The organism is Oceanicella sp. SM1341 (assembly GCF_003448965.1).
In the GTDB taxonomy this organism is placed as follows: domain Bacteria; phylum Pseudomonadota; class Alphaproteobacteria; order Rhodobacterales; family Rhodobacteraceae; genus Paroceanicella.
This window is the reverse complement of record NZ_QRGC01000002.1, coordinates 402974-428219: the sequence shown is the minus strand read 5'-3', so window position 1 is coordinate 428219 and position 25246 is coordinate 402974. Positions and strand designations below refer to the sequence as shown.

20 protein-coding genes are annotated in these 25246 nt (G+C 71.2%); 14 read left to right on the top strand and 6 right to left on the bottom strand.

Annotated elements, in window-relative coordinates; genetic code table 11:
- Nucleotides 1–35: 35 nt before the first annotated feature.
- A complete protein-coding gene (locus D3P35_RS03860; RefSeq protein ID WP_118133124.1) occupies nucleotides 36–656 on the top strand; it encodes a hypothetical protein in 621 nt (206 codons plus the stop codon).
- Nucleotides 657–965: 309 nt separating this feature from the next.
- Here the strand turns inward: D3P35_RS03860 and D3P35_RS03855 are convergent, their stop codons facing one another.
- Nucleotides 966–2192, bottom strand: coding sequence for a folylpolyglutamate synthase/dihydrofolate synthase family protein (locus D3P35_RS03855; protein ID WP_118133161.1), 1227 nt, complete (start codon nucleotides 2190–2192; stop codon nucleotides 966–968).
- Between the two features lie 107 nt (nucleotides 2193–2299).
- Nucleotides 2300–3280 carry an acetyl-CoA carboxylase, carboxyltransferase subunit beta gene (gene accD, locus D3P35_RS03850; protein ID WP_118133123.1) on the bottom strand — a complete coding sequence of 327 codons (981 nt, stop codon included), beginning with the start codon at nucleotides 3278–3280 and terminating at the stop codon, nucleotides 2300–2302.
- A 146-nt stretch (nucleotides 3281–3426) separates the two neighbouring features.
- Here accD and D3P35_RS03845 point away from each other — a divergent pair, with 146 nt between their 5' ends.
- Genes D3P35_RS03845 through D3P35_RS03835 form a run of 3 tightly spaced genes read left to right on the top strand, consistent with a single transcriptional unit; the run spans nucleotide 3427 to nucleotide 6022 of the window.
- Nucleotides 3427–4113 (top strand): protocatechuate dioxygenase, encoded by a 687-nt coding sequence (locus D3P35_RS03845; RefSeq protein WP_118133122.1) that lies wholly within the window; start codon nucleotides 3427–3429, stop codon nucleotides 4111–4113.
- A gap of 26 nt (nucleotides 4114–4139) precedes the next feature.
- The gene (locus tag D3P35_RS03840) at nucleotides 4140–5015 is read left to right on the top strand and encodes a branched-chain amino acid aminotransferase (RefSeq protein ID WP_118133121.1); all 876 of its coding nucleotides are present in this window, start codon (nucleotides 4140–4142) and stop codon (nucleotides 5013–5015) included.
- A 14-nt stretch (nucleotides 5016–5029) separates the two neighbouring features.
- Complete coding sequence (locus D3P35_RS03835) at nucleotides 5030–6022, top strand: NAD(P)H-quinone oxidoreductase (protein ID WP_118133160.1); 993 nt, start codon at nucleotides 5030–5032, stop codon at nucleotides 6020–6022.
- A 123-nt stretch (nucleotides 6023–6145) separates the two neighbouring features.
- Here the strand turns inward: D3P35_RS03835 and D3P35_RS03830 are convergent, their stop codons facing one another.
- Together D3P35_RS03830 and D3P35_RS03825 are read right to left on the bottom strand one after the other, a co-directional pair.
- Entirely contained in the window at nucleotides 6146–6346 is a 201-nt protein-coding gene (locus D3P35_RS03830; RefSeq protein ID WP_157982023.1) for a hypothetical protein, read from the bottom strand.
- A 106-nt stretch (nucleotides 6347–6452) separates the two neighbouring features.
- Entirely contained in the window at nucleotides 6453–7094 is a 642-nt protein-coding gene (locus tag D3P35_RS03825; protein ID WP_118133119.1) for a ribonuclease T2, read from the bottom strand.
- Nucleotides 7095–7238: 144 nt separating this feature from the next.
- Between D3P35_RS03825 and D3P35_RS03820 the strand changes: the two genes are divergently transcribed.
- From D3P35_RS03820 to fdhF, 4 genes are all read left to right on the top strand, one after another.
- Nucleotides 7239–8018 carry a DUF1013 domain-containing protein gene (locus tag D3P35_RS03820; protein ID WP_118133118.1) on the top strand — a complete coding sequence of 260 codons (780 nt, stop codon included), beginning with the start codon at nucleotides 7239–7241 and terminating at the stop codon, nucleotides 8016–8018.
- A gap of 205 nt (nucleotides 8019–8223) precedes the next feature.
- Nucleotides 8224–9111, top strand: a complete 888-nt coding sequence (locus D3P35_RS03815) for a LysR family transcriptional regulator (protein ID WP_118133117.1) — start codon at nucleotides 8224–8226, stop codon at nucleotides 9109–9111.
- A gap of 111 nt (nucleotides 9112–9222) precedes the next feature.
- A complete protein-coding gene (locus D3P35_RS03810) occupies nucleotides 9223–10917 on the top strand; it encodes an NAD(P)H-dependent oxidoreductase subunit E (protein ID WP_118133116.1) in 1695 nt (564 codons plus the stop codon).
- Between the two features lie 12 nt (nucleotides 10918–10929).
- Nucleotides 10930–13704, top strand: coding sequence for a formate dehydrogenase subunit alpha (fdhF, locus tag D3P35_RS03805; protein ID WP_118133115.1), 2775 nt, complete (start codon nucleotides 10930–10932; stop codon nucleotides 13702–13704).
- Nucleotides 13705–13990: 286 nt separating this feature from the next.
- Here the strand turns inward: fdhF and D3P35_RS03800 are convergent, their stop codons facing one another.
- Entirely contained in the window at nucleotides 13991–14749 is a 759-nt protein-coding gene (locus tag D3P35_RS03800) for a Stf0 family sulfotransferase (protein WP_118133114.1), read from the bottom strand.
- A gap of 136 nt (nucleotides 14750–14885) precedes the next feature.
- On the opposite strand from D3P35_RS03800, the gene D3P35_RS03795 reads away from it, so the two are divergent.
- The gene (locus tag D3P35_RS03795) at nucleotides 14886–15812 is read left to right on the top strand and encodes a DMT family transporter (protein WP_157982022.1); all 927 of its coding nucleotides are present in this window, start codon (nucleotides 14886–14888) and stop codon (nucleotides 15810–15812) included.
- Nucleotides 15813–15815: 3 nt separating this feature from the next.
- Here D3P35_RS03795 and D3P35_RS03790 read toward each other — a convergent pair whose 3' ends face one another.
- Entirely contained in the window at nucleotides 15816–17270 is a 1455-nt protein-coding gene (locus D3P35_RS03790; RefSeq protein WP_118133112.1) for a TrkH family potassium uptake protein, read from the bottom strand.
- Between the two features lie 319 nt (nucleotides 17271–17589).
- Here D3P35_RS03790 and D3P35_RS03785 point away from each other — a divergent pair, with 319 nt between their 5' ends.
- The 5 genes from D3P35_RS03785 (at nucleotide 17590) to D3P35_RS03765 (ending at nucleotide 24957) form a co-directional block, all read left to right on the top strand.
- Nucleotides 17590–19587 carry a CocE/NonD family hydrolase gene (locus D3P35_RS03785; RefSeq protein ID WP_118133111.1) on the top strand — a complete coding sequence of 666 codons (1998 nt, stop codon included), beginning with the start codon at nucleotides 17590–17592 and terminating at the stop codon, nucleotides 19585–19587.
- Nucleotides 19588–19953: 366 nt separating this feature from the next.
- Nucleotides 19954–21543, top strand: coding sequence for an ABC transporter substrate-binding protein (locus D3P35_RS03780; RefSeq protein WP_118133110.1), 1590 nt, complete (start codon nucleotides 19954–19956; stop codon nucleotides 21541–21543).
- A 9-nt stretch (nucleotides 21544–21552) separates the two neighbouring features.
- Nucleotides 21553–22509 (top strand): ABC transporter permease, encoded by a 957-nt coding sequence (locus tag D3P35_RS03775; RefSeq protein ID WP_118133109.1) that lies wholly within the window; start codon nucleotides 21553–21555, stop codon nucleotides 22507–22509.
- Nucleotides 22506–23330, top strand: coding sequence for an ABC transporter permease (locus D3P35_RS03770; RefSeq protein WP_118133108.1), 825 nt, complete (start codon nucleotides 22506–22508; stop codon nucleotides 23328–23330). Before D3P35_RS03775 ends, D3P35_RS03770 begins: the two co-directional genes overlap by 4 nt.
- Complete coding sequence (locus tag D3P35_RS03765; RefSeq protein ID WP_118133107.1) at nucleotides 23323–24957, top strand: ABC transporter ATP-binding protein; 1635 nt, start codon at nucleotides 23323–23325, stop codon at nucleotides 24955–24957. Before D3P35_RS03770 ends, D3P35_RS03765 begins: the two co-directional genes overlap by 8 nt.
- Nucleotides 24958–25246 lie beyond the last annotated feature (289 nt).

The window sequence follows — 25246 nt, the reverse complement described above, 5'->3', positions numbered from 1 at the left end:
GGGGCGTTCGCATATCGGCAGACGGGAGGGGTGGCATGACCACGCGGCGCATCTTCGTCTTCGGGGCCTCGGGCGCCGGCACCACCACTCTGGGGCGGCTGCTGGCCTGCGCGCTCTCGCTGCCGCATTTCGACACCGACGACTTCTACTGGGACCCCGCGCCGCCGCGCTTCAGCCGCAAGCGCCCGGTGCCCGAGCGGCTGGCGCTGATGCAGGCGCTGTTCCTGCCCGGACCGGCCTGGGTGCTGAGCGGCGCGGTCGACCCCTGGGGTGACAGCATCGCGGCGCAGTTCGACCACGCCTTCCTGCTCTCGCTCCCCGACGCCCTGCGCCTGCCGCGGCTGGAGGCGCGCGAGGCACAGCGCGCCACCAGCAGCCCCGAGGCCACCCGCGCCTTCCTCGACTGGGCGGCGCTCTACGAGACCGCCGGTTTCGAGACCCGCAGCCGCACCCGGCAGGAGGCCTGGGCCGACGCCCTGCGCTGCCCGGTCACCCGCCTCACCGCCACCGGAACCCCGCGCGACACGCTCGCGCAGGCGCTCGACGCCCTCGGCCTCGAACCCTGCGCCGCCTTCCGCGACCCGCGGCCCCCGGCACCGCAGCCCACCCCGCCCGCGGGGGCCGGACCCGGGGTGCTCAAGCCGCGACGGGACTGAAGGCCGGTCGCACAGGCCTGCACAGTGTTGGTGATCGCCCTGATCCCGGCACCCGGGCACCTGCGCAAGCGGCGGCCCGGATCCGCATTGCCCGGCCCGCGGCCGGAGCCGGAGGCCGCGGGCGCATGGGCCCGTTGCGGATCGGCCCACGGGTGCTGACTTCCGCAACCGGATGTTCCGCGCCATGAGCGGGCACAGGCAGCGGCAGGCCCGGCGTTTGCAGCACTGCGGGCAGGCAGGCCGACCGCCGGGGAACGGGAGGGTTGCGCGCTGCGGGCCGCCTTCGCCGGATGTCGGCGTGCGGGAGGCTCAGGAATAGTCGCGCAGCACCACGCCGGCGAGGTAGAGCGAGCCGCAGATCAGCACGCGCGCGCCCGGCGTTTCCGCGAGGATATCGGCCAGCGCCTCGCCCACCGAGGCTGCCTCGCGGGCGTCGATGCCCTCGGCGCGAGCGGCGGCGGCGGTGATGTCGGCGGGCAGGGTCGCGGCCGCCTCGGGGATGGAGACGGCCCGCAGCCCCTGCAGGTGGGGTGCGAGCGGGCGCAGGAAGCCGCCGATGTCCTTGGTGTTGAGCATGCCGCAGATGGCGTGGGTGGGGCGCGCCGGCAGGGCGGCGAGCACGGCGGCCAGCGCCTCGCCCGCCGCGGGATTGTGCCCGCCGTCGAGCCAGATCTCCGCGCCGGTGTCGGTGAGCGGGCCGTGGCGCAGGCGCTGCATGCGCGCCGGCCACTCGGGCCCGGTCACGGCGGCCTCGGCGTCGCCCCGGCCGAGCCGGCGCAACGCGGCGATGGCCATGCCGGCATTGCCCAGCTGGTGGGCGCCGATGAGCCGCGGCATCGGCAGGTCGAGCAGCCCGGCATCATCCTCGTAGACCAGCCGGCCATGCTCGGTGCGCACCATCCAGTCCTGCCCGTGCACGAACAGGGGCGCGCCGACGCGGGCGGCCCGGGCCTCGATCACGTCGCGCGCCGCGTCATGCTGGGGGCCGACGATGCAGGGCACGCCGCGCTTGAGGATGCCGGCCTTCTCGCCGGCGATCTCCTCCAGCGTCTCGCCCAGGTACTGCTGGTGGTCGAGATCGACGGGAGTGATGACGGTGAGCGCCGGGCGCTCGATCACGTTCGTGGCATCGAGCCTGCCGCCGAGGCCGACCTCGAGCAGGGTCCATTCCGCCGGCGCCTCGGCAAAGCCGAGCAGGGCGGCGCAGGTGGTGATCTCGAAATAGGTGATCGGCGCGCCGCCGTTCGCCGCCTCGCAGCGCGCCAGCAGCTCCTCCAGCGCGGACTCGGCGATCAGCGCGCCGCCGAGCCGGATGCGCTCGTGGAAGCGCACGAGATGCGGCGAGGTGTAGGCATGCACGCGGTCGCCCGCGGCCTCGAGCCCGGCGCGGATCATCGCCTGGGTCGAGCCCTTGCCGTTGGTGCCCGCCACATGGATCACCGAGGGCAGCGCCCGCTCCGGGTGGCCCAGGGCCGCGAGCAGCCGGTGCACCCGGTCGAGCGTGAGGTCGATGATCTTGGGGTGCAGCGCCATCATCCGCGCGAGGATGGCGTCGCTCGGCGCGGGCGCGGGGCCGGCCGCGGCACCCGGGAGGATCTCGGAAACGGTCACGGGCGGCGCTCCGGCGGAGAGGGAGGGGGGCCTCAGCCGCGCGGCGGCTGGGCCTCGGCCTTCGCGGCGGGGGCCTTCGCGGCCGGGGCCGGCTCGGGCGCGGGCTCGGGCAGCGGTGCGGGGGCGGCGGCCTCGGGGGCCGGCAGGTCGCCGTGGCTGCGCGGCGGCAGGCTCATGAGCATGCGGATCAGGGTGGCGAGCTCGTCGCGCATGTCGCGGCGGTGCACCACCATGTCGAGCATGCCGTGGTCGAGCAGGTACTCGGCGCGCTGGAAGCCCTCGGGCAGGGTCTCGCGGATGGTCTGGGCGATCACCCGCGGGCCGGCGAAGCAGATCAGCGCGTTCGGCTCGGCGATCTGCACGTCGCCCAGCATGGCGTAGGAGGCGGTCACGCCCCCGGTGGTGGGATGGGTGAGCACGGTGATGTAGGGCAGCCCGGCCTCGCGCAGCATCTGCACCGCCACGGTGGTGCGCGGCATCTGCATGAGCGAGAGGATGCCCTCCTGCATGCGCGCGCCGCCGGCGGCGGCGAAGAGGATCAGCGGGCAGTGCTTGGCCACCGCGCGCTCGGCGGCGGCGATGATGGCATTGCCCACCGCCATGCCCATCGAGCCGCCCATGAAGGAGAAGTCCTGCGCGGCGCAGACCACCTCGGCCTGGCCGATGGTGCCCTCGCCCACCAGCATCGCCTCGTGCTCGCCGGTCTTGCGGCGGGCCTCGCGCATGCGCTCGCCGTAGCGCTTCTGGTCACGAAAGCCCAGCGGGTCGGCCAGCGGCTCGGGCACCGGAACGGTCACGAAGGCGCCGCCGTCGAACAGCGCCTCGAAGCGGGCGCGCGGGCTGATCGCCATGTGGTGCTGGCAGGAGGGGCAGACCATGAGCGCGTCGGTGAGCTCGCGGTGGAACAGCATGGTGCCGCACTCGTCGCACTTGCGCCAGAGGTTCTCCGGCACCTCGCGGCGGGAGAACAGCGAGTTGATCGTCGGCTTGACGTAGTTCGAGATCCAGTTCATGCGCGCGTGCCCCTGTTCTTGGCCCATGCGGCGCTAGATAGAGCGCAGCGCGGCGAAACGCAACGCGGGGGTGACGGAATTCCCCCCCGGCCCCGTTTCGCCCTCCGGGCGCCCCGCGCGCCCGCCGCCCCTTTCGGAGACAAGACATGACCGACCTCTCGCGGCGCGCCCTGCTGGCCGGGCTCGCCCTCACGCCGGTGACCGGCCTCCTGCGCCCGGCCCGGGCCGCTGACACCGGCCCGGCCTGCCGCCCCACCCCGCAGACCCCGGAAGGGCCGTTCTACTCCGACGCCCGGCTGGTGCGCGAGGACATCACCGAGGGCCGCGCCGGCCTGCCGCTCACCCTCGTGCTCGAGCTGCGCGACACCGGCTGCGCCCCGCTCGCCGGCGCGCGCACCGATGTCTGGCACTGCGACGCCACGGGCGGCTATTCCGGGGCCGACGGCGGGCCCGCCACCTTCCTGCGCGGCACCGGCTTTGCCGATGCGCAGGGCCTCGTGCGCTTCCGCACCATCTACCCCGGCTGGTCGCGCGGGCGCACCACGCATGTGCACTACAAGGTGTTCCTCGGCGGCGCCTGCGCCCTCACCTCGCAGCTCTTCTTCCCCGACGCGGTGAGCGAGACGATCTATGCCGGCCAGCAGCCCTACGCGGCCCGGGCGGCGCGGCGCGACACGTTCAACGCCTCCGACCCGCTGCGCCCCGCCCTCGGCGATGCGGTGACGGCGGAGCTGGAGCACGGCGCGCAGGGCATCACCGCCCGGCTGTCGGTGGTGGTGGCGCGACCGATGCCGGGGCGGGCGGGCTTTGCATCCGCCCCGCAACCGGTCTAGGCTCCGCCCGGTTCAGGGAGACACGCATGGCATTCGGCACGAAGATCCGCACCTATTTCGACGGCAAGTGGCATGAGGGCAACCTGCCCGTCATGGGCGCTGCCGATCACGGCACCTGGCAGGGCACGCTCGTCTTCGACGGCGCCCGGGCCTTCGAGGGAGTGACCCCCGACCTCGACCTGCACTGCGAGCGCGTGCTGCGCTCGGCCTCGGTGATGGGGCTGGAGGCGCCGCTCACCGCGCCCGAGATCGCGGCCATCGCGCTCGAGGGGCTCGCCGCCTACGCAGCCGATATGCCGGTCTACATCCGGCCGATGATGTGGTCGCGCGGGGCGCTGCCGGGGATGATCGCGCCCGACCCGGCGAGCACCGTCTTCGCGCTCTGCCTCGAGGACCTGCCGCTGGCCGACCCCGAGGCGGGCATGAGCCTCACCGTCTCGCCCTTCCTGCGCCCCCACCCGCTGGCGGCGATGACCGAGGCCAAGGCCGGCGGGCTATACGCCAACAACGGCCGCATCCTGCGCGAGGCGCAGATGCGCGGCTTCCACAACGCCCTGTCGATGGATTTCGAGGGCCACGTGGCCGAGACCGCCTCCACCAACGTCTTCGCGGTGAAGGACGGCGAGGTGTTCACCCCGGTGCCCAACGGCACCTTCCTCAACGGCATCACCCGCCAGCGCATCATCGCCCTGCTGCGCGCCGACGGCGTGAGCGTTCACGAAGTGTCGATGACGGTTGCCGATTTCGAGGCGGCGGACGAGATCTTCCTCACCGGCAACGCCAACAAGCTGCTGCCGGTGACCCGCTTCCAGGAGCGCCCGCTCGGCCACGGCCCGGTGGCCCGCCGCGCCCGCGCGCTCTACTGGGACTATGCCCACGCCACGCGGAGTGCTGCCGAATGAGCCTGCCCGGAACCATGCCCGAGAACATGACCGCCATCGAGATCTCCGCCCCCGGCGGGCCGGAGGTGCTCAGGCCCGTCACCCGGCCGGTGCCCGTGCCCGGCCATGGCGAGATCCTGATCCGGGTGAAGGCGGCGGGGGTGAACCGGCCCGACTGCCTGCAGCGCGCCGGCAGCTACGCCCCGCCCCCCGGCGCCTCCGACCTGCCGGGCCTGGAATGCGCCGGCGAGGTGGCAGCCATCGGCCCCGGCGTGAGCGGGGTCGGAGTGGGGGATGCGGTCTGCGCCCTGCTGCCCGGCGGCGGCTACGCGGAATACGCGGTCACCCCCGCCGCCCACGCCCTGCCGGTGCCCGAGGGCTACACCTGGGAACAGGCCGCGGCGCTGTGCGAGACCTTCTTCACCGTCTGGACCAACATGGTCGAGCGCGGCGGGCTGAAGGCGGGCGAGAGCTTCCTCGTGCACGGCGGCTCCTCGGGCATCGGCACCACGGCGATCCAGCTCGCCTCGGCGCTCGGCGCGCGGGTGTTCACCACCGCCGGCTCGGCGGAGAAATGCGCCGCCTGCCGCGACCTCGGCGCCGAGATCGCGGTGAACTACCGCGAGGCGGATTACGTGGAGGTGCTGCGCGAGGCCACCGGCGGCCGCGGGGTCGACCTCATCCTCGACATGGTGGGCGGCGACTACCTGCCGCGCAACGTGAAGCTGCTCGCCGATGACGGCCGGCTGGTGCAGATCGCCTTCCTCTCCGGCCCGAAGGTGGAGCTGAACTTCGCCCAGGTGATGATGCGCCGCCTCACCATCACCGGCTCCACCCTGCGGCCGCGCAGCGTGGAGGCGAAGGCGGAGATCGCCGCCAGCCTGCGCGCGCGGGTGTGGCCGCTGCTCGCCTCGGGCCGCATCGCCCCGGTGATGGACCACAGCTTCCCGCTGGAGCAGGCGGCCGAGGCGCATGCGCGCATGGAAGGCTCGGGCCATGTCGGCAAGATCGTCCTCACCCTCGGGTGAGGCGCATCCGGCGCGCTCTTCCCCCCGCCGCGCGGGGGGCGGAGCCTCCGCCGGGGCGGGTGCGCAGCACCCGGACATGCCCCAGGGCGCCGCTCGGCGGCGCGAAAGGGCGGTTCAGCCGGCTCAGTAACGGCGCAGCGAGGATCCGTCCCTGATACAGTCGGCGATCGAGCCCAGGGCCCGGTCGAGGTGTTCGGCGGAAGACACGCATTCGATCTCGCGGGCTTCCCGTGCTGCCCAGATCAACATGCGCGTGAGCGTGAGCCGCCGCATCGCGGCGTCGCTCACGGTGTTTTCCACGCGGGTATCGGCGTCAGTGGTCAAATCCAAAACCCCCAAGACTTGGACCTGCGTCTAGACTCTTACTGTGGAGCCAATCAGGTAAAATTGAAACAAGAAAAGGTTAACCAACAACTAAGCTAAAGGTTGATCAACGCAACGGTTCGATGTCAATCGTCTCGAGATTGCAATCCTGCCGTGTATCTGCGGCACAGTTTCGCGGCTCGAGTGCGCGGGTGAGGCAGATACGCAGCTCGGTGAGGCGCCCGGAGCGACAGCGCACGGTGACGCCATCGGGCCCGAGGGCGGGATTCGCCGCGAGCATCAGCGCCTCCACCCGGGCGGGCGAGAGCGCCTCGCCCCCCGCCCCGGCCAGCGCCGCGGGGGCACGGATGGCCTCGTAAGCGCGGCGCGAGAGGTCGAAATAGGCCTGCGCGGTCAGGCCGCTGCAGCGGCCATGCGCCTTCCACTCGTGCCAGGCGAGCCCGGCGGAGCCCATGATATCGGCCATGGCGGCGGTCTGGGCGCGGGTTGCGTCGGGCACCGCGGCGCGGCAGTCGCGCGGCCAGCCGCGCTCGTATTGCGGCCAGAGCCCGTGCAGGCTGAGGCCGCGCCCCGCCCCGGCGGCACATTCCGGCGCGCGGCGGGCATCGCCCTCGAGCGCGCACCAGCCCGGCGACCAGCTCAGCGCCAGCACGTAATAGTCGAACCGCCCGGGCACATCGGCCCGTGCCGGCCCGCCGGCGGCCACCAGCAGCGCCAGGACGGCCGCAACCACGCGGGCAATGCCCATGCCGAAACCCCTTTATCCTGTGGCATTATGCTTCTATATACAGGGCGATTCCCCCCTCGGAAACATGAGTAGCGTCCTGCGCCCGCGTTTTCGCAGCGTGGCGGAGCCGTTGTAAAAGCAGCCCTCGGACGGGAGAGAAGCACGATGACATTGCCGCTGATGCCCAAGGCCACCGCCGTGTGGCTTGTCGAGAACACCACGCTGACCTTTGCCCAGATCGCCGATTTCTGCGGCCTGCACGAGCTGGAAGTGAACGGCATCGCCGATGGCGAGGTCGCGCAGGGGATGAAGGGCTTCGACCCGATCGTCAACAACCAGCTCACCGCCAAGGAGATCGAGCGCGTCGAGAGCGACCCCTCCGCCCGGCTGAAGCTGAAGTTCAACCCCGCCGCCGAGGGCGAGATGAAGCGCAAGGGCCCGCGCTACACCCCGCTCTCCAAGCGCCAGGACCGCCCGGCCGCCATCGCCTGGCTGGTGAAGTTCCACCCCGAGCTGGCCGACAGCCAGATCGCCAAGCTGGTCGGCACCACCAAGCCCACCATCCAGACCATCCGCGACCGCACGCACTGGAACATCGCCAACATCCAGCCGGTCGACCCCGTGGCGCTGGGCATGTGCCGGCAGGTCGAGCTCGACAGCGCCGTGCAGAAGGCCGCCGCCAAGAAGGCCGCCGCGCAGGAAACCACCATGACCGCCGAGGAGCGCATGCGCCTGCTCGCCACCTCGCAGTCGCTGCACATGGAGCCGGACCCGCGCCTGCCCTCCTCGGTGAGCGGCTTCGAGAACTTCTCGCTCGGCGACGGCTCCGACCCCCGCGGCGAGGAGGAGGACGAGGACGACAACCGCTCCACCCTCGTGGACGCGGACAGCTTCTTCAACCTGCCCAAGGGCGGCAAGGACGACGACGAGGACGAGCAGCCCTGAGCGCCCCGCGCCACGGCCACACCCTTTCGAACGGCCCGGACAGAAGTCCGGGCCGTTTTCGTTTCGGGCGGCGATCGCCGGCGGCGCGGCCGCGGCGCCGCATCGCCCGCCCCCGACGGCACCCCGCCGCCCCGCGCGCCGCAGTTGCATTCGCGCGCGCCTTCGCACAGGCTCTGGCGGCCCCGCAGCGCTTCCGGCAGGACGGATGACCAACCTACGCGACCTGCAACTGCTCGCCGCCCTCGCCCGCCACCGGCATTTCGCCCGGGCGGCGGAGGCCTGCGGCATTTCCCAGCCCGCCTTCTCGGCCCGCATCCGCAATCTCGAGACCGAGCTGGGCACTCCTGTCGTGCAGCGCGGCAACCGCTTCATCGGCCTCACGCGCGAGGGCGAGGTGGTGCTGAAATGGGCCGGCCGGCTGCTGGCCGAGGCGGAGGGCCTGCGCCAGGAGATCGCGGCGCTCAAGGGCTCGCTCTCCGGCCACCTCACCGTGGGCTGCGTGCCCACGGCGCTGAGCTTTGCCGCCGACCTGCCGGCCCGGCTGCGCCCGGCCCACCCCGGGCTGGTGCTGCGCATCGTCTCGGCGAGCTCGGCGCAGATCCTGCGCGGGCTGGAGGATTTCAGTTTCGACGCGGGGCTCAGCTATCTCGACCAGACCGTGCCCGCCGGCATCCGCGCAACCCCGCTCTACCCCGAGCGCTACGTGCTGCTCGCCCCGCCCGCCCTCGCGCCGCGGCCGCGCGGCACCGCGAGCTGGGCCGAGGCCGCCGCCCTGCCGCTCTGCCTGCTCTCCTCGAACATGCGCAACCGGATGATCGTGGAGGAGGTCTTCGCCTCGCTCGGCCTCATGCCCGCGCCGGTGACCGAGACCACCGCCCTCACCGTGGCCCTCACCCAGGCGGCTTCCGGCGACGTGGCGACCATCGTGCCCGAGCGCCTCGCCACCAGCCTGGGCGCGGGGCTGGGCCTGGTGATGCTGCCGCTCACCGCCCCGGAGGTGGAAAAGCCCATCGGCCTGCTCACCCTGCAGCGCGACCCCGAGCCCCCCGCCGTGACCGTGCTGCGCGCCGAGGCGGAGGCGCTGGCCCGCTGATAGCCCCTCCCCGTGATAGGACTTCCCTATCACGCCTTCCCGAAATGCGATTTGCCGCCCCCCCGGCCCAGCAGAGATAATGGCCCGGAATTCCGGGGAGGAAACCGCCGAATGGCACCACTCGATCAGCGTGAAGGCGTCTGGAAGTCCGGGCGCGGCAAGGGCCGTCGTACACCCAAGGGCCGGCAATACGAGGACGGCGCGCTGGAAGAGGTGCGCGCCCTGCTGGGCGACCGCGCCCGCCGCCGCGACCACCTGATCGAGTTCCTGCACCTGATCCAGGATCGTTATCACCACCTCTCCGCCGCGCACCTGCGCGCGCTGGCCGAGGAGATGCGCCTCTCCCAGGCCGAGGTCTACGAGGTGGCGACCTTCTACGCCCATTTCGACGTGGTGAAGGAGGGGGAGCAGGCGCCGCCCGCCCTCACCATCCGGGTGTGCGACTCGCTGTCCTGCGAGATGGCCGGCGCGCAGGAGCTGATGGCGAAACTCTCCGAGCAGTACAACGGCGGCCGCGAGGTGCGGGTGCTGCGCGCCCCCTGCATGGGCCGCTGCGACACGGCGCCGGTGCTGGAACTGGGCCACAACCACATCGACCATGCGACGCCGGAAAAGGTGGCCGAGGCCATCGCCGCGGATGACACCCATGCGCATTTGCCCGGGTACCAGGACTATGCCGCCTATGCCGCCACCGGCGGCTACGGCGCGCTGAAGGCCCTGCGCGAGGGTGCGCGCAGCCCCGACGAGGTGCAGGAGGAACTGCTCGCCTCCGGCCTGCGCGGCCTCGGCGGCGCGGGCTTCCCCTCCGGCAAGAAGTGGTCCTTCGTGCGCGCCGAGCCCGGGCCGCGCCTGATGGCGGTGAACGGCGACGAGGGCGAGCCCGGTACCTTCAAGGACCGGTACTACCTCGAGCGCACGCCGCACCTGTTCCTCGAGGGCATGCTCATCGCCGCCTGGGCGGTGGAGGCGCAGACCGTCTTCCTCTACATGCGCGACGAATACCCCGCGGTGCTGGAGATCCTGCGCCGCGAGCTGGCGCGGCTGGAGGAGGCGGAGCTCATCGCCCCCGGCTTCGTCGAGCTGCGCCGCGGCGCGGGCGCCTACATCTGCGGCGAAGAATCCGCGATGATCGAGTCGATCGAGGGCAAGCGCGGCATCCCGCGCCACCGCCCGCCCTTCGTGGCGCAGAAGGGCATCTTCGGCCGCCCCACCCTCGTGCACAACGTGGAGACGCTGTGGTGGATCGGCCGCATCGCCCACGAGGGGCCCGACGTGCTCGCCGCCACCGAGAAGAACGGCCGCAAGGGCCTGCGCTCCTACTCGGTCTCCGGCCGGGTCAAGGAGCCTGGGGTGAAGCTGCTCCCCGCGGGCTCGACCATCCGCGACGTGATCGCGGCCTCAGGCGGCATGGCCGAGGGGCACGAACTGATGGCCTACCAGCCCGGCGGCCCCTCCTCCGGCCTGCTGCCCGCCACGATGGACGACATCCCGCTCGACTTCGACACCCTCCAGCCGCACGGCACCTTCATCGGCTCCGCGGCGGTGGTGGTGCTCTCGCAGGCCGACCGGGCGCGGGACGCCGCCCTCAACATGCTGCGCTTCTTCGAGAGCGAGAGCTGCGGCCAGTGCACCCCCTGCCGGGTGGGCTGCGAGAAGGCGGTGAAGCTGATGCAGGCCGAGCGCTGGGACCACGAGCTGCTGCTCGACCTCGCCAAGGTGATGGAGGACGCCTCCATCTGCGGGCTCGGCCAGGCGGCGCCGAACCCCATCCGCCTCATGCTGCGCCATTTCGCCGACGAGATCTGACGGAGAGAGACCATGAGCATCACATTCAGGCTCGACGGCCGCGACGTCACCGCCAACGAGGGCGAGAGCATCTGGGAAGTGGCGAAGCGCCACGGCACCCGCATCCCCCACCTGTGCCACAAGGACGCCCCGGGCTACCGCTCCGACGGCAACTGCCGCGCCTGCATGGTGGAGATCGAGGGTGAGCGCACCCTCGCCGCTTCCTGCATCCGCGCGCCGCGCGAGGGCATGGTGGTGAACTCCGCCGGCGAGCGGCCGGAGAAGGCCCGCCAGATGGTGATGGAGCTGCTGCTGGCCGACCAGCCGGCGCAGGAGGAGGCGCATGACCGCTCCTCGCACCTGTGGGACATGGCGGAGCTGAACAACGTCTCCGGCTCGCGCTTCCCCGCCATGGCGGCGGACCATGTGCCGCTGCTCGACGACAGCCACGTGGCGATGCGGGTCAACCTCGACGCCTGCATCCACTGCAATCTCTGCGTGCGCGCCTGCCGCGAGGTGCAGGTGAACGACGTGATCGGCATGGCGGGCCGCGGGCATGACGCGAAGATCGTCTTCGATTTCGATGACCCGATGGGCGCCTCCTCCTGCGTGGCCTGCGGCGAATGCGTGCAGGCCTGCCCCACCGGCGCGCTGATGCCGGCCTCCGCGCTCGACACCGCCCAGAAGGGCGACAGCCGCGATTATGACCGCGAGGTGAAGTCCGTCTGCCCCTATTGCGGCGTGGGCTGCCAGATCTCCTACAAGGTCAAGGATGACAGGATCGCCTGGGTCGACGGCATCAACGGCCCGGCAAACGAGGGCCGGCTCTGCGTGAAGGGCCGCTTCGGCTTCGACTACATCGCCCACCCGCACCGGCTCACCAAGCCGCTCATCCGCCGCAAGGACGCGCCGGAGAAGGGGCTCAACGTCGACCCCGCCAACCCCTGGACGCATTTCCGCGAGGCGAGCTGGGAAGAGGCGCTGGAGGTGGCGGCCCACGGCCTCTCCGACCTGCGCTCCTACTACGGCGGCAAGGCGGTGGCGGGCTTCGGCTCGGCCAAGTGCTCCAACGAGGAGGCCTACCTGTTCCAGAAGCTCATCCGCCAGGGCTTCGGGCACAACAACGTCGACCATTGCACCCGGCTGTGCCACGCCTCCTCGGTGGCGGCCCTGATGGAGAACGTGGGCTCGGGCGCGGTCACGGCCACGTTCAACGAGATCGAGAACGCCGACATCGCCATCGTCATCGGCTCGAACCCGATCGAGAACCACCCGGTGGCGGCCACCTATTTCAAGCAGTTCGCCAAGCGCGGCGGCAAGCTCGTCCTGATGGACCCGCGCGGCATGGGGCTGAAGCGCCACGCCTGGCGCACCCTGCAGTTCAAGCCCGGCACCGACGTGGCGATGCTCAACGCCATCATGAACGTGATCGTGGAGGAAAAGCTCTACGACCGGCAGTACATCGAGGGCTTCACCGAGGGCTTCTTCGAGTTCCGCGACCATATCCGCGCCTTCCCGCCGGAGCGGATGGCCGATCTCTGCGGCATCCCCGCCGAGACCCTGCGCGAGGTGGCGCGCGAGTTCGCCCGCTCCCGCGCCGGGATGATCTTCTGGGGCATGGGCATCTCGCAGCACATCCACGGCACCGACAATTCGCGCTGCCTGATCTCGCTCGCGCTGCTCTGCGGCCACGTGGGCCGGCCGGGCACCGGGCTGCACCCCTTGCGCGGGCAGAACAACGTGCAGGGCGCCTCCGACGCGGGCCTGATCCCGATGATGCTGCCCGACTACCAGCTGGTGGCCGAGGCGGACAACCGCGAGCTCTTCAAGCACATCTGGAAGGGCACCGAGATCGAGGCGAAGCCCGGTCTCACCGTGGTCGAGATCATGGACGCGATGTACCGCGGCGAGATCCGCGGCATGTACATCCTGGGCGAAAACCCCGCCATGTCCGACCCCGACGTGGAGCATGCCCGCAACGCGATGGCCAAGCTCGAGCACCTCGTGGTGCAGGACGTGTTCCTCACCGAGACGGCGAATTACGCCGACGTGATCCTGCCCGCCTCCGCCTGGGCCGAGAAGACCGGCACCGCCACCAACACCAACCGCCAGGTGCAGATGGGCCGCCCGGCCGTGCCCCCCCCGGGCGAGGCGCGCGAGGACTGGCGCATCATCGTGGCGCTGGCGCGCAAGCTCGGGCTCGACTGGGATTACGACCACCCGCGCGAGGTGTTCTCGGAGATGAAGATGTCGATGCGCAGCCTGCATCACATCACCTGGGAGCGGCTGGAGCGCGAGGGCGCGGTGACCTACCCCTGCCTCGGGCCGGAAGACCCCGGCCAGGCGGTGGTGTTCGGCGACGGCTTCCCCCGCCGCGCCGGCCGGGCGAAGTTCACCCCCGCCCGGGTCACCCCGCCGGCCGAGATCCCGGACGCGAACTTCCCGATGATCCTCACCACTGGGCGGCAACTCGAGCACTGGCACACCGGCTCGATGACCCGCCGCGCCAGCGTGCTCGACGCGGTGGAGCCGGAGGCGAACGCCTCGCTGCACCCGCGCACCCTCGCGCGGCTCGGCATCGCGCCGGGCGACATGTTCCGCATCACCACCCGGCGCGGCACCATCGAGATCATGGCGCGGGCCGACAGGGCGGTGTCCGAGGACATGGTCTTCGTGCCCTTCGCCTATGTGGAGGCGGCGGCCAACGTGCTCACCAATCCCCAGCTCGACCCGTTCGGCAAGATCCCGGAATTCAAGTTCTCCGCGTGCCGGGTGGAGCGCATCGAGGGGGCCGTCGCGGCCGAGTGATCGGCCGCGCCTTTCCGGCCCGGACGGGTAAGCCGGCCTGCATGCACCTTGGCCGGGTGCATCGGCCGCGCCCTTCAATTCTGCCCGGGTGAGTGTGCGCGCAGGTCCGCCTCGGCCGGGGCGGTCGGCCGCGCCATTCCGTTTTCCCCGAGCGGGCGACCGACCAGCCGGCTCCGCCGGGCAATCAGCCACGCGCGCCCGCTCCGGCAGGGTCATCGGTGACGTCAGCTCGGCCGTACCGGGCACGGGGTTGCGCACCCGTGCCCGCCGCGCGCGGCGGCCCGCTTCAGACGGGGCTGCCGGCGCCCTCGGCGCGGAAGCGGGCGATCCACTCGGCGCTGAGCGCGTCGGAGAGCCGGGCGGTGGGGGCGGCCACGCCCTCGGCGAGGGCGGGGTCGAGGCCCAGCGCGCCGAGCACCTGCGCCAGCACCGCCTGCGGCGCGCGCGACAGCGCATCATAGGTGAGGCGCAGCGGGGTGATGCCCTGCGCGGCAAACCATGCCTCCCAGGCCGCGTCGGCCGCGGTCATGTCGGCCACATGGGCCGCGATGGCCGCGGCGTCATAGGCGGGGGGCCGGGGAGCGGAGAGGCGCTCGAGCTCGCTGCCATCCGCCCTGCGGTGCCAGAGCCCGGTCTGCTCCGCCTTCAGGCGGGAGACGGCCTGGGCCAGCTTGTCCTCCCGCGTCAGGTGGATGAAGAGCGTCTCGCCGAAGGCGGCGCGCAGGCGCTCGGCGTCGCTGCCCGCCTGCGGAAAGAGCGCGCCGAGCCGCTCCATGAAGAAGCCGAAACTGTGCTGCTGCAGGCGCAGGCCGAAACAGCCGGTGTCGCCGCTGCCCCGCGCGATCGCGGCCTTGAGCACCGCCGCGGTGAGGGCGCGGTCATCGGGGAAACTCTCCGGCGCGAGGCCGTAATCCTCCGCCCAGGCGGCGAGCGAGGGCTCGTGGAAATGCGAATCCGGCAGGCCGGCGCGGCCGGTGGCCTGCAGCAGCCGGCACAGCAGGGTGCTGCCGCTGCGCGGGCTGGTGCAGATGATGCAGGATCGCATGCCGGTCTTCCCTCCCCATCCCGGGCCATGCTTCCTTCTAGAGCGCCGCGGGGCGTCGCGCCAGCCCCGCGCTTTGGCCTTGCAATGGCCCGGGAAACGGATCACGCAAGGGGGGCCTTCCCGGAGTTCCCGCCTGATGCCCCAGACAGCCCCCGTCTACACGCTCGCCCAGAACATGCGGGGCGCGGGCCTCATGGTGAGCTGCACCGGCATCTTCACCCTGCATGACGCGCTGATGAAGCTGGTGGCGGCGGAGATCGGGCTCTGGGAGTCGATCTTCCTGCGCGGCTGCATCGCCAGCGCGCTGCTCGCCGCCTTCACCGCCCGGCTCGACCGCTCGCGCCTGGCGCTGGCCCGGGCCGACAGGCGGGCCCTGGCCTGGCGGACGGTGGGCGAGATGGGCAGCACGCTGATGTTCCTCGCCGCCCTTTCCCACATCCCCTTCGCCAACGCGACCGCCATCCTGCAGGTGGCGCCGCTGGCGATGACCCTCGCCGCCGCCCTGCTGCTGCGCGAGCGCGTGGGCTGGCGGCGCTCGCTCGCCATCGCGGTGGGGTTCGGCGGGGTGATGCTGATCGTGCGGCCGGGCACGGAGGGCTTCACCGCCTGGTCGCTCTCCGCGCTCGGCGCGGTCGGCTTCCTCGTGATGCGCGATTTCTCCACCCGGGCGCTCTCGCCCGGCGTGCCCTCGGTGCTGGTGGCCTTCGTGGCGGCGACCTCGCTCACGCTTGCCGGGGCTGCCGGCCTCGCGGTGACCGGCTGGACCATGCCCTCGGCCACCGCGGCCCTTCAGGTGGGCCTCGCCGGGCTGCTGGTGACGGCGGGCTACATCCTCATCACCATGGCCATGCGGGCGGGCGACATGAGCTTCATCGCGCCCTTCCGCTACACCGCGCTGGTCTGGGCGCTGGGGCTGGGCGTGCTGCTGTTCGGCGATTTCCCCGCGCCGCTCACCTTCGCCGGGGCCGGGCTGGTGGTGGCCACCGGCATCTTCACCTTCCTGCGCGAGCGCGCCCTGGGCAGGCGGGCCGAGCGCGCCGCCGCCGGCACGCCGCCGCGCTGAGCCTCAGTCGCGCCAGAACAGCGGCGAGAGCAGCACCAGCGAGCCGAGGATCTCCAGCCGGCCCAGCACCATGCCCACGGAGAGCAGCGCCTTCGCCGTGTCCGGCAGGGTGGAGAAGTTGCCCGAGGGCCCGATCACGCCGCCCAGCCCCGGGCCCACGTTGGTGATGGCGGTGAGCGCGCCGGTGAGCGCGGTGAGGAAGTCGAGCCCGCAGGCGCCCAGCAGGATGGAGAGCAGCCCCAGCGTGGCGATGAAGGCCATCATCATCACCATGGCGGAGCGGAAGATCTCCGGCGCGATCTGCCGGCTGCCGTAGCGCATGGGGAACACGCCGCGCGGGTGCAGCAGCTCGGCCAGCGAGGTGCGGATGAGCTCGATCATCACGATCAGCCGGTAGGTCTTCAGCCCGCCCGCCGTGGAGCCCGCGCAGCCGCCGAGGAAGGTGAGCACGTAGAACACCGGCACCGCCAGCGTGCCCCAGAGCGTGTAGTCCCCCGCCGCGTAGCCGGTGGTGCTGATCACCGAGGTCACGTTGAACGCATCCTGCGCCAGCGCGTGCAGCCCGTGCGCCTCGTCGCCCGAGCGGCCGACGAAGAGCAGCAGCGTGGCCGCCGCGATGATGCCGATGAACACCTTCACCTGCGGGTCCACCCCCACCCGGTGGCGCGAGAACATCAGCACGATGTAGAGGCTGAACGGCAGGCTGCCGGCGATCATGAACACCGTGCCCACCCAGAGCACGCCCGAGCCCTCGAAATGGCCCATCGAGGCGTCATGGGTGGAATAGCCGCCGGTGGAGAGCGTGGTGAAGGCGTGGTTCAGCGCGTCGAAGGCGCTCATGCCGGCGAGGGCGTAGAGCGCGGTGCAGGCGGCGGTGAGGCCGACGTAGATCAGCAGGATGGTCTTGGACAGCGCCACGAAGCGCGGCATCGGCTTGTCGGCGCGGTCGGAGCTTTCCATGCGGAAGAGCTGCATGCCGCCCACCGAGAGGAAGGGCAGCAGGATCAGCCCCAGCGAGAGCATGCCCAGCCCCCCCAGCCACTGGATGATCGAGCGCCACAGGAGGGTTGCGGGGTCGAACCCGTCGAGCCCGGCCATCACGGTGGAGCCGGTGGTGGTCATGCCGGAGACCGATTCGAAATAGGCGTCGACCACGCTCAGATGCGCGGGCCCGAACATCAGCGGCACGGCGCAGATGGCGGGAGACACCCACCAGAGCATGTTCACCAGCATGAAGCCGAAACGTGTGGTGAGCTCGGGCCGCCGCGCCCCCCAGGTGGAGACGGCGACGAGCAGCGAGACCACCCCCACCATGAGCGCGCTCACCGCGAAGGCCTCGGTGCCCGGCCAGTTCAGCAGCCAGCCGAAGCCGGCCGGGGCGAGCATGATCGCCGCCAGCGCGAGGGCGACCACCGCCACCACGTGCAGCGCGCTGCGGAATTCGTCGAGCAGGTTCATGAGCGCCCCCCTGACCCGGAGGCGGGCCCGCGCGCGGCGGGAATGCAGGCGGAGTGATGCACTTCGGGGGGCCTCATCCTGTAGCGGCGCGGCTCGCCTCTGCGCTCCGCCCCGGATCAGAGAGCAGAGGCTCACGGCAAGGTCAACTCCCGCGTGCGGCCTTCCCTCGCCCCCGGCGGCCGGATAGGGTGCGCTCCGGTCGCGCCGCCCGGCCGCGACACGGAACAGCGGCTCCAGGCCGCGGAATACAGATGCGGCCTTCCGGCCGCGGAATACAGATGCGGCCTTTTGGTCGCGGGGCAGAGCAACGGAGGCCGGCTTGAAGACCGTGACAGAGTTTCCCCGCAAGGTGGTCGAAACCCCGGACATGGCCATCGTGATGCCCGATGGCTGCCGGCTCTCGGCCCGGGTCTGGATGCCCGAGGACGCGGGCGCGCACCCGGTGCCCGCCATCGTCGAGCACCTGCCCTACCGCAAGCGCGACGGCACCACGGCCCGCGACTGCCTCACCCATGCCTGGCTCGCCGGCCACGGCTATGCCTGCATCCGCATCGACATGCGCGGCAACGGCGACAGCGAAGGCCTGATGGAGGATGAATACACCGCGCAGGAGCTGCAGGACGCCTGCGACGCCATCGCCTGGATCGCCGACCAGCCCTGGTGCACGGGCAAGGTGGGGATGATGGGCATCTCCTGGGGCGGGTTCAACGCGCTGCAGGTCGCGGCCCTGCGCCCGCCGGCGCTGAAGGCCATCGTCACCATGTGCTCCACCGATGACCGCTTCAACGACGACGTGCATTACAAGGGCGGCCTGCCGCTGGCCGAGCTGCTGGGCTGGGGGGCGACCATGCTCTCCTTCACCCCGCGCCCGCCCGACCCCGCGTTGCGCGACGACTGGCGCGAGATGTGGCAGGAGCGGCTGGAGAACAACCCCATGCTCCACGCCGTCTGGGCCTCGCACCAGACCCGCGACGCCTACTGGAAGCACGGCTCGGTCTGCGAGGATTACGACGCCATCGAGGCCGCGGTCCTCGCCGTCGGCGGCTGGGGCGACGCCTACAAGAACGCCGTCTCGCGGCTGGTGGCCAACCTCAAGGCACCGGCCAAGGGCATCATCGGCCCCTGGATCCACAAGTACCCGCATTTCGCGAAGCCCGACCCGATCGGCTTCCTGCAGGAGATGAAGCGCTGGTGGGGCCACTGGCTGAAGGGCGAGGCGACGGGCGTCGACACCGACCCCGACATGCGCCTCTACCTCATGGACAGCGTGCGCCCGAAGCCCTGGTACGACCACCGCCCCGGCCGCTGGATCGCCGAGGCGGAGTGGCCGGCGCCCGGCATCGCGGAAGCCGTGCTGCACATGGGCCCCGGGGCGACGCTGGCCGCGCGGCCGCAACCCTTCTCGGCGCTGATCTCCTCGCCGGCGGACTGCGGCCTGCATGGCGGCGAGTACTGCGCGATCTACTGGGGCCCGGAGCTGCCCGACGACCAGCGCCGCGACGACGCGCTCTCCGCCTGTTTCGACAGCCCGGCCCTCTCCGAGGCGATGGACATCGTCGGCCGGCCCGAGGTGGTGCTGCGGCTTTCGGCGGACAAGCCGGTGGCGCAGGTCTGCGTGCGGCTCAACGACATCCACCCCGACGGCGCTTCCACCCGCATCACGTATGGCGTGCTCAACCTCACCATGCGCGACAGCCAGGAGGCGCCGGAACCGCTCGAGCCCGGGAAGAGCTACGAGATCCGCCTGAAGCTCGACGACATCGCCTACCGGGTGCCGGCGGGCCACCGGCTGCGCGTGGCGGTCTCCTCGGCCTACTGGCCGATGGTCTGGCCCAGCCCGGAGCAGGCGGCCCTCACCCTCACCGAGGGCCGGGTGCACCTGCCGCGCCGCAAGCTGGCGGAGGGCGACGAGTGGACCTTCGAGGCGCCGGAGGCCGCCGCGCCCTGGGCGGTCGAGACCCTGCGCGAGGCCGGCAACGACCGGCGCATCGAGCATGACCAGAAGACCGGCCGCGTCACCCTGCACCTGCGCGACGATTTCGGCGCGGTGCGCGATGCCGACCACGGGCTGGAGAACGGCTCCTGGGTGGAGGAGACCTGGTCGATCCACCCCGACGACCCGCTCTCCGCCCGCGGCGAGGCGACATGGGAGCAGACCCACGGCCGGGGCGACTGGCAGATCCGCACCATCGCCCGCACCGCCATCACCGCCGACCGCACCCATTTCCACATCACCGGCGAGGTGGTGGCCGAGGAGGGCGGCGCGGAGGTCTTCCGCCGCGCCTACGACGAGCGCATCCCCCGGGAATGGAGCTGAGCCGCCTCGCGCGGGCGGGCTGATTCCACCCCCTGCCCGTTTCGCGGGCAGCGGGGCCGGAGGGGCGGATTTCGTACCGCCCCGCCGGCCCCGCGCCCCCGCCCCCGGGGCGCGACCGCATGCGGATTTGACCCCAACCCCCTGTTCGGGCTACATCCTGCGCATCGATCCGACCTGAACATCCCGGGTGCGAGTTTCCGCGCGCTGGCCTGAGCCGGTGTGCATATTGAACGGCGGTTCAAAAATAACTCGCCCTGAAGAATTCCTCGTGGCACTCTGTGAGGCATGCGCATCCGGCCATGTCCGAAGAGGCGCCAATCAATTTGCGCGGCGCCCGCCGCCGCATCCAAAAGGAGACAGGGAAGCATGACCAAAGAACTCGAACATCTCGGCCGGCAGGTTGTCCGCGGCACGATCAGCCGCCGGCACTTCATGGGCCGCGCCGCAGCGCTCGGGCTCACGGCCACCTCCGCCGGTACCCTGCTCGGCTCTGTGGCCCGCGCCGCCGACCCGGTGATGGGCGGGCTCCTGAAGGCCGGCATGGTCGGTGGCGAGAGCACCAACAGCCTCGACCCCGCCACCTTCCTCTCCCAGGTTCCCTTCGTCTTCGGCCAGACCTGGGGCGAGAAGATCGTCGAGGTCGGGCCCACGGGCGAGCTGGAGCCGCGCATCGCCGAAGAGTGGGGTGCTTCCTCCGACGCCAAGACCTGGACCTTCAAGATGCGCGACGGGGTGGAATTCCACAACGGCAAGACCGTCACCGCGCAGGACGTGTTCGACACGCTCGACCGCCATTCCAACGAGGCTTCCGAATCCGGCGCGCTGGGCATCATGCGCGGCATCGACCGCATGCAGGTGAACGGCAAGGAGCTGGTGATCTCCCTCAAGGAGGCCAACGCCGACCTGCCCTACCTGCTGGCCGACTACCACCTCATCATCCAGCCCGGCGGCGGCAAGGACGCGCCGGATGCCGGCATCTCCGCGGGCCCCTACAAGGTGACCGTGAACGAGCCCGGCGTGCGCCACGGCGGCGAGAAGTTCGCCAACTTCTGGGACGCGGGCAACCGCGGCTACGCCGACCAGGTGGAGATCACCGTCATCAACGACGCCACCGCCCGCACCGCCGCGCTGCAATCCGGCCAGGTGCACATGATCAACAACGTCGAGCCCAAGATCGTCGACCTGATCAAGCGCGTGCCCGGCGTGAGCGTGAAGAACACCGCCGGCCGCGGCCACTACGTGTTCATCATGCATTGCGACACCGCGCCCTTCGACAACAACGACCTGCGCATGGCGCTCAAGCTCGCCATCAACCGCGAGGACATGGTCGACAAGATCCTGCGCGGCTACGGCACGGTGGGCAACGACTTCCCGATCAACTCCGCCTACCCGCTGTTCCCCGACGACATCGAGCAGCGCGCCTACGACCCCGAGGAAGCGGCGCATTACTACAAGAAGTCCGGCCATTCCGGCCCGATCGTGCTGCAGACCTCCGACGTGGCCTTCCCCGGCGCGGTCGACGCGGCGCAGCTCTTCCAGCAGCACGCCTCGGCGGCCGGCATCACCCTCGAGGTGAAGCGCGAGCCCGGTGACGGCTACTGGTCCGAAGTGTGGAACAAGCAGCCCTTCTGCGCCTCCTACTGGGGCGGCCGCCCGGTGCAGGACCAGATGTACTCCACCGCCTACATCTCCTCGGCAGACTGGAACGACACCCGCTTCAAGCGCCCCGAGTTCGACCAGCTCATCACCAAGGCCAAGGCCGAGCTGGACGAGGCGAAGCGCAAGAGCATGTACCACGATGCCGCCCTGATGGTGCGCAACGAGGGCGGGCTCATCCTGCCGATGTTCAACGACTGGATCGAGGCCGTGTCGGACAAGGTCGGCGGCTGGGAGGCGGACGGCGCCCAGACCATGATGAACGGCTACGCCCTGTCCAAGACCTGGCTCATGGGCTGAGGCGGGGGCATGGGCCTTCTGCTGAGACTGGTGCTCCAGCGCATTGCGATGGGGCTCCTTCTCCTTCTGGCGGTGTCGGTGATGATCTTCGCCGCCACCCAGATTCTCCCCGGCGACGTGGCCCAGGCGATCCTGGGCCAGTCCGCCACCCCTGAGGCACTGGCCAACAAGCGCGCCGAGCTCGGGCTCGACCAGCCCGCCGTCACCCGCTACTTCGCCTGGCTGGGCGGCATGCTGCAGGGCGACCTCGGCACGGCACTCTCCAACGGCCAGGACATCGCCACCTCGCTGGGCAAGCGGCTGGGCAACACGCTGTTCCTCGCCGCCGTGGCGGCGGTGATCGCGGTGCCGCTCGCCATCCTGCTCGGCCTCGTGGCGGTGCGCTACCGTGGCCGCTGGCCCGACAAACTGATCTCGGCGGTCACGCTGGCCTCGATCTCGCTGCCGGAGTTCTTCATCGGCTACGTGCTGATCTTCTTCGTCGGCGTGCAGCTGCAGTGGCTGCCCTCGGTCTCGACGGTCTATGACACGATGGGCTTCTGGGAGCGGCTGGAGGCGGTGGCGCTGCCCGCGATCACCCTCACCCTCGTGGTGCTGGCGCACATGATGCGCATGACCCGCGCCGCCATCCTCAACGTGATGCAGTCCGCCTATATCGAGACGGCCGAGCTGAAGGGCCTGCGCGCCTTCACCATCATCCGCAAGCACGCCTTCCCCAACGCCATCGCGCCCATCGTGAACGTGGTGATGATCAACCTCGCCTATCTCGTGGTGGGTGTCGTGGTGGTGGAGGTGATCTTCGTCTATCCGGGCATGGGGCAGTACCTCGTCGACCACGTCTCCAAGCGCGACGTGCCGGTGGTGCAGGCCTGCGGACTGATCTTCGCCGCCGTCTACATCGGGCTGAACATGATCGCCGACGTCGTCGCCATCATCTCCAACCCCCGTCTGAGGCATCCGAAATGAACTGGCGCCGCATTCCCGCAAGCGCCTGGCTCGGCCTGGTGCTGACCTTCGCGTTCATCTTCGTCGCCGTCTTCGCGCCCTGGGTGGCGCCCTACGGGCTGAACGAGACCGTGACCGACGTCTGGGCCCCGCCCTCGGCCGAGTACTGGCTGGGCGGCGACAACCTGGGCCGCGACCTGCTCAGCCGGATGATCTACGGCGCGCGCACGACGATGCTCATCGCAGCCCTCGCCTCGGCGCTGGCCTTCCTCTCCGGCTCGGTGCTGGGCTTCCTCGCCGCGGTGGCGGGCGGCTGGCTCGACCAGGGCCTGTCGCGGCTGGTGGACCTGATCATGGCCATCCCCTCGCTCATCCTCGCCCTCGTGGTGCTCTCGGTGGTGCCGGCGGACGTGGGCACGCTCATCCTGGTGATGGGGCTGGTCGAATCCACCCGCGTGTTCCGCCTCGCCCGCGCGGTGGCGGTGGACATCGGGGTGATGGACTTCGTCGAGGCCTCGCGCCTGCGCGGCGAGGGCACGCGCTGGATCATCTTCCGCGAGATCCTGCCCAACGCCCTGTCGCCGCTGGTGGCGGAGTTCGGGCTGCGCTTCATCTTCGCGGTGCTGTTCCTTTCCTCGCTCTCGTTCCTCGGGCTCGGCGTGCAGCCCCCCGCGGCAGACTGGGGCGGCATGGTGCGCGAGAACAAGGACGGCATCGTCTTCGGCATCGGCGCGGCGCTCTACCCCGCCGGGGCCATCGCGGTGCTCGCCATCTCGGTAAACCTCGTGGCCGACTGGATCCTCAACCGCACCACCGATCTGAAGGGAGGCCGCAGTGGCTGAGACGCTCCTAGACATCCGCGACCTGAAGATCGGCGCCACGGTCATCCCGCCGGGCGAAGACCCGCAGGACATCACCATCGTCCACGGCGTGTCCTTCACGCTCGAGAAGGGCCGCGTGCTGGGGCTGATCGGCGAAAGCGGCGCCGGCAAGTCCACCATCGGGCTCTCCCCGCTCGGCTACGGCCGCGGCGGGGTGCGCATCACCGGCGGCGAGGTGATCCTCAACGGAAGGGACATCCTGAAGGCCGGGCCCGGCGGGCTGCGCCGCATCCGGGGCCGCGAGGTGGCCTATGTCGCCCAGTCGGCGGCGGCGGCCTTCAACCCGGCGCAGAAGCTGATGGAGCAGGTGATCGAGACCACCCTGCGCCACAAGCTCGCCTCGCGCGCCGAGGCGGAGGCACGGGCGAAGCGGCTCTTCGCCAGGCTCGGGCTGCCCAAGCCCGAAACCTTCGGCGACCGCTACCCCCACCAGGTGTCGGGCGGCCAGCTGCAGCGCGCGATGACCGCCATGGCGCTCTGCCCGGAGCCGGACCTGATCATCTTCGACGAGCCCACCACAGCGCTCGACGTCACCACCCAGATCGACGTGCTCGCCGCCATCAAGGAGGCGATCCGCGACACCGGGGTGGCGGCGCTCTACATCACCCACGACCTCGCGGTGGTGGCCCAGGTCTCCGACGAGATCATGGTGCTGCGCCAGGGCCGGATGGTGGAGCACGGCACCACCGACCAGATCATCAACGCCCCGCGCGAGGAGTACACCCGCGCCCTGGTCTCGGTGCGCTCCATCGAGCACGAGGAGAAGGCCCCCTCCGGCGCCCCGGTGCTGGACGTGACCGGCATCACCGCCTCCTACGCGGGCTCGGTGAAGGTGCTCAAGGACGTGAGCGTGTCGATCGAGCCGGGCCACACGCTGGCGGTGGTGGGCGAGAGCGGCTCGGGCAAGTCCACCCTCGCGCGGGTGATCACCGGGCTGCTGCCGCCCGAGGCGGGCGCCATCACCTTCGACGGCCGCACCCTCAGCCCCGCCCTGCCGCAGCGCTCGCGCGATGACCTGCGCGAGCTGCAGATGATCTACCAGATGGCCGACACGGCGATGAACCCGCGCCAGACGGTGCGCACCATCATCGGCCGGCCGCTGGAGTTCTACTTCGGCCTGCGCGGCAAGGCGAAGGAGGCCCGCATCCGCGAGCTGCTCGAGCAGATCGAGATGGGCGACGGGTTCATCGACCGCTACCCGGCCGAGCTCTCCGGCGGGCAGAAGCAGCGCGTGTGCATCGCCCGCGCGCTGGCGGCCAAGCCCAAACTGATCATCTGCGACGAGGTCACCTCCGCCCTCGACCCGCTGGTGGCCGACGGCATCCTCAAGCTGCTGCTCGAGCTGCAGGCGAAGGAAAAGGTGGCCTACCTGTTCATCACCCACGACATCGCCACGGTGCGCGCCATCGCCGACGAGATCGCGGTGATGTACCGGGGCGAGCTGGTGCGCTACGGGCCGAAGAGCAAGGTGCTGGCCCCGCCCTTCGACGCCTATACCGAGCTGCTGCTCTCCTCGGTGCCGGAGATGCACCTGGGCTGGCTGGAAGAGGCGATCTCCCGCCGCCGCATGGCAAGCTCGGGCAACTGAGCCCATGGCGCCCCCCGCCGAGGGGGCGCCGTTCCTGCCCGTGCCTCCGCCCGGCGGGGGCGCCGGGCGATCTCCGCAGGGTCGCTCCCCTGCCCCGGACCCGCACGAAAGCCGCGTCCGCACGGGCGTGAGCGGCGGCCCGGCATCACCGATCGGTAACCCGCCTCGGCCCGTGCCTGCGCCACGGGGGGCATGCTGTCGCCCCTCGCACGATCCCTCCGCGCCCTGCCCCATGTTCCTCGCTGCCGCCGGGCGCCGGTGCCGGAAACATGCGCCGTTCGCCGGCCGG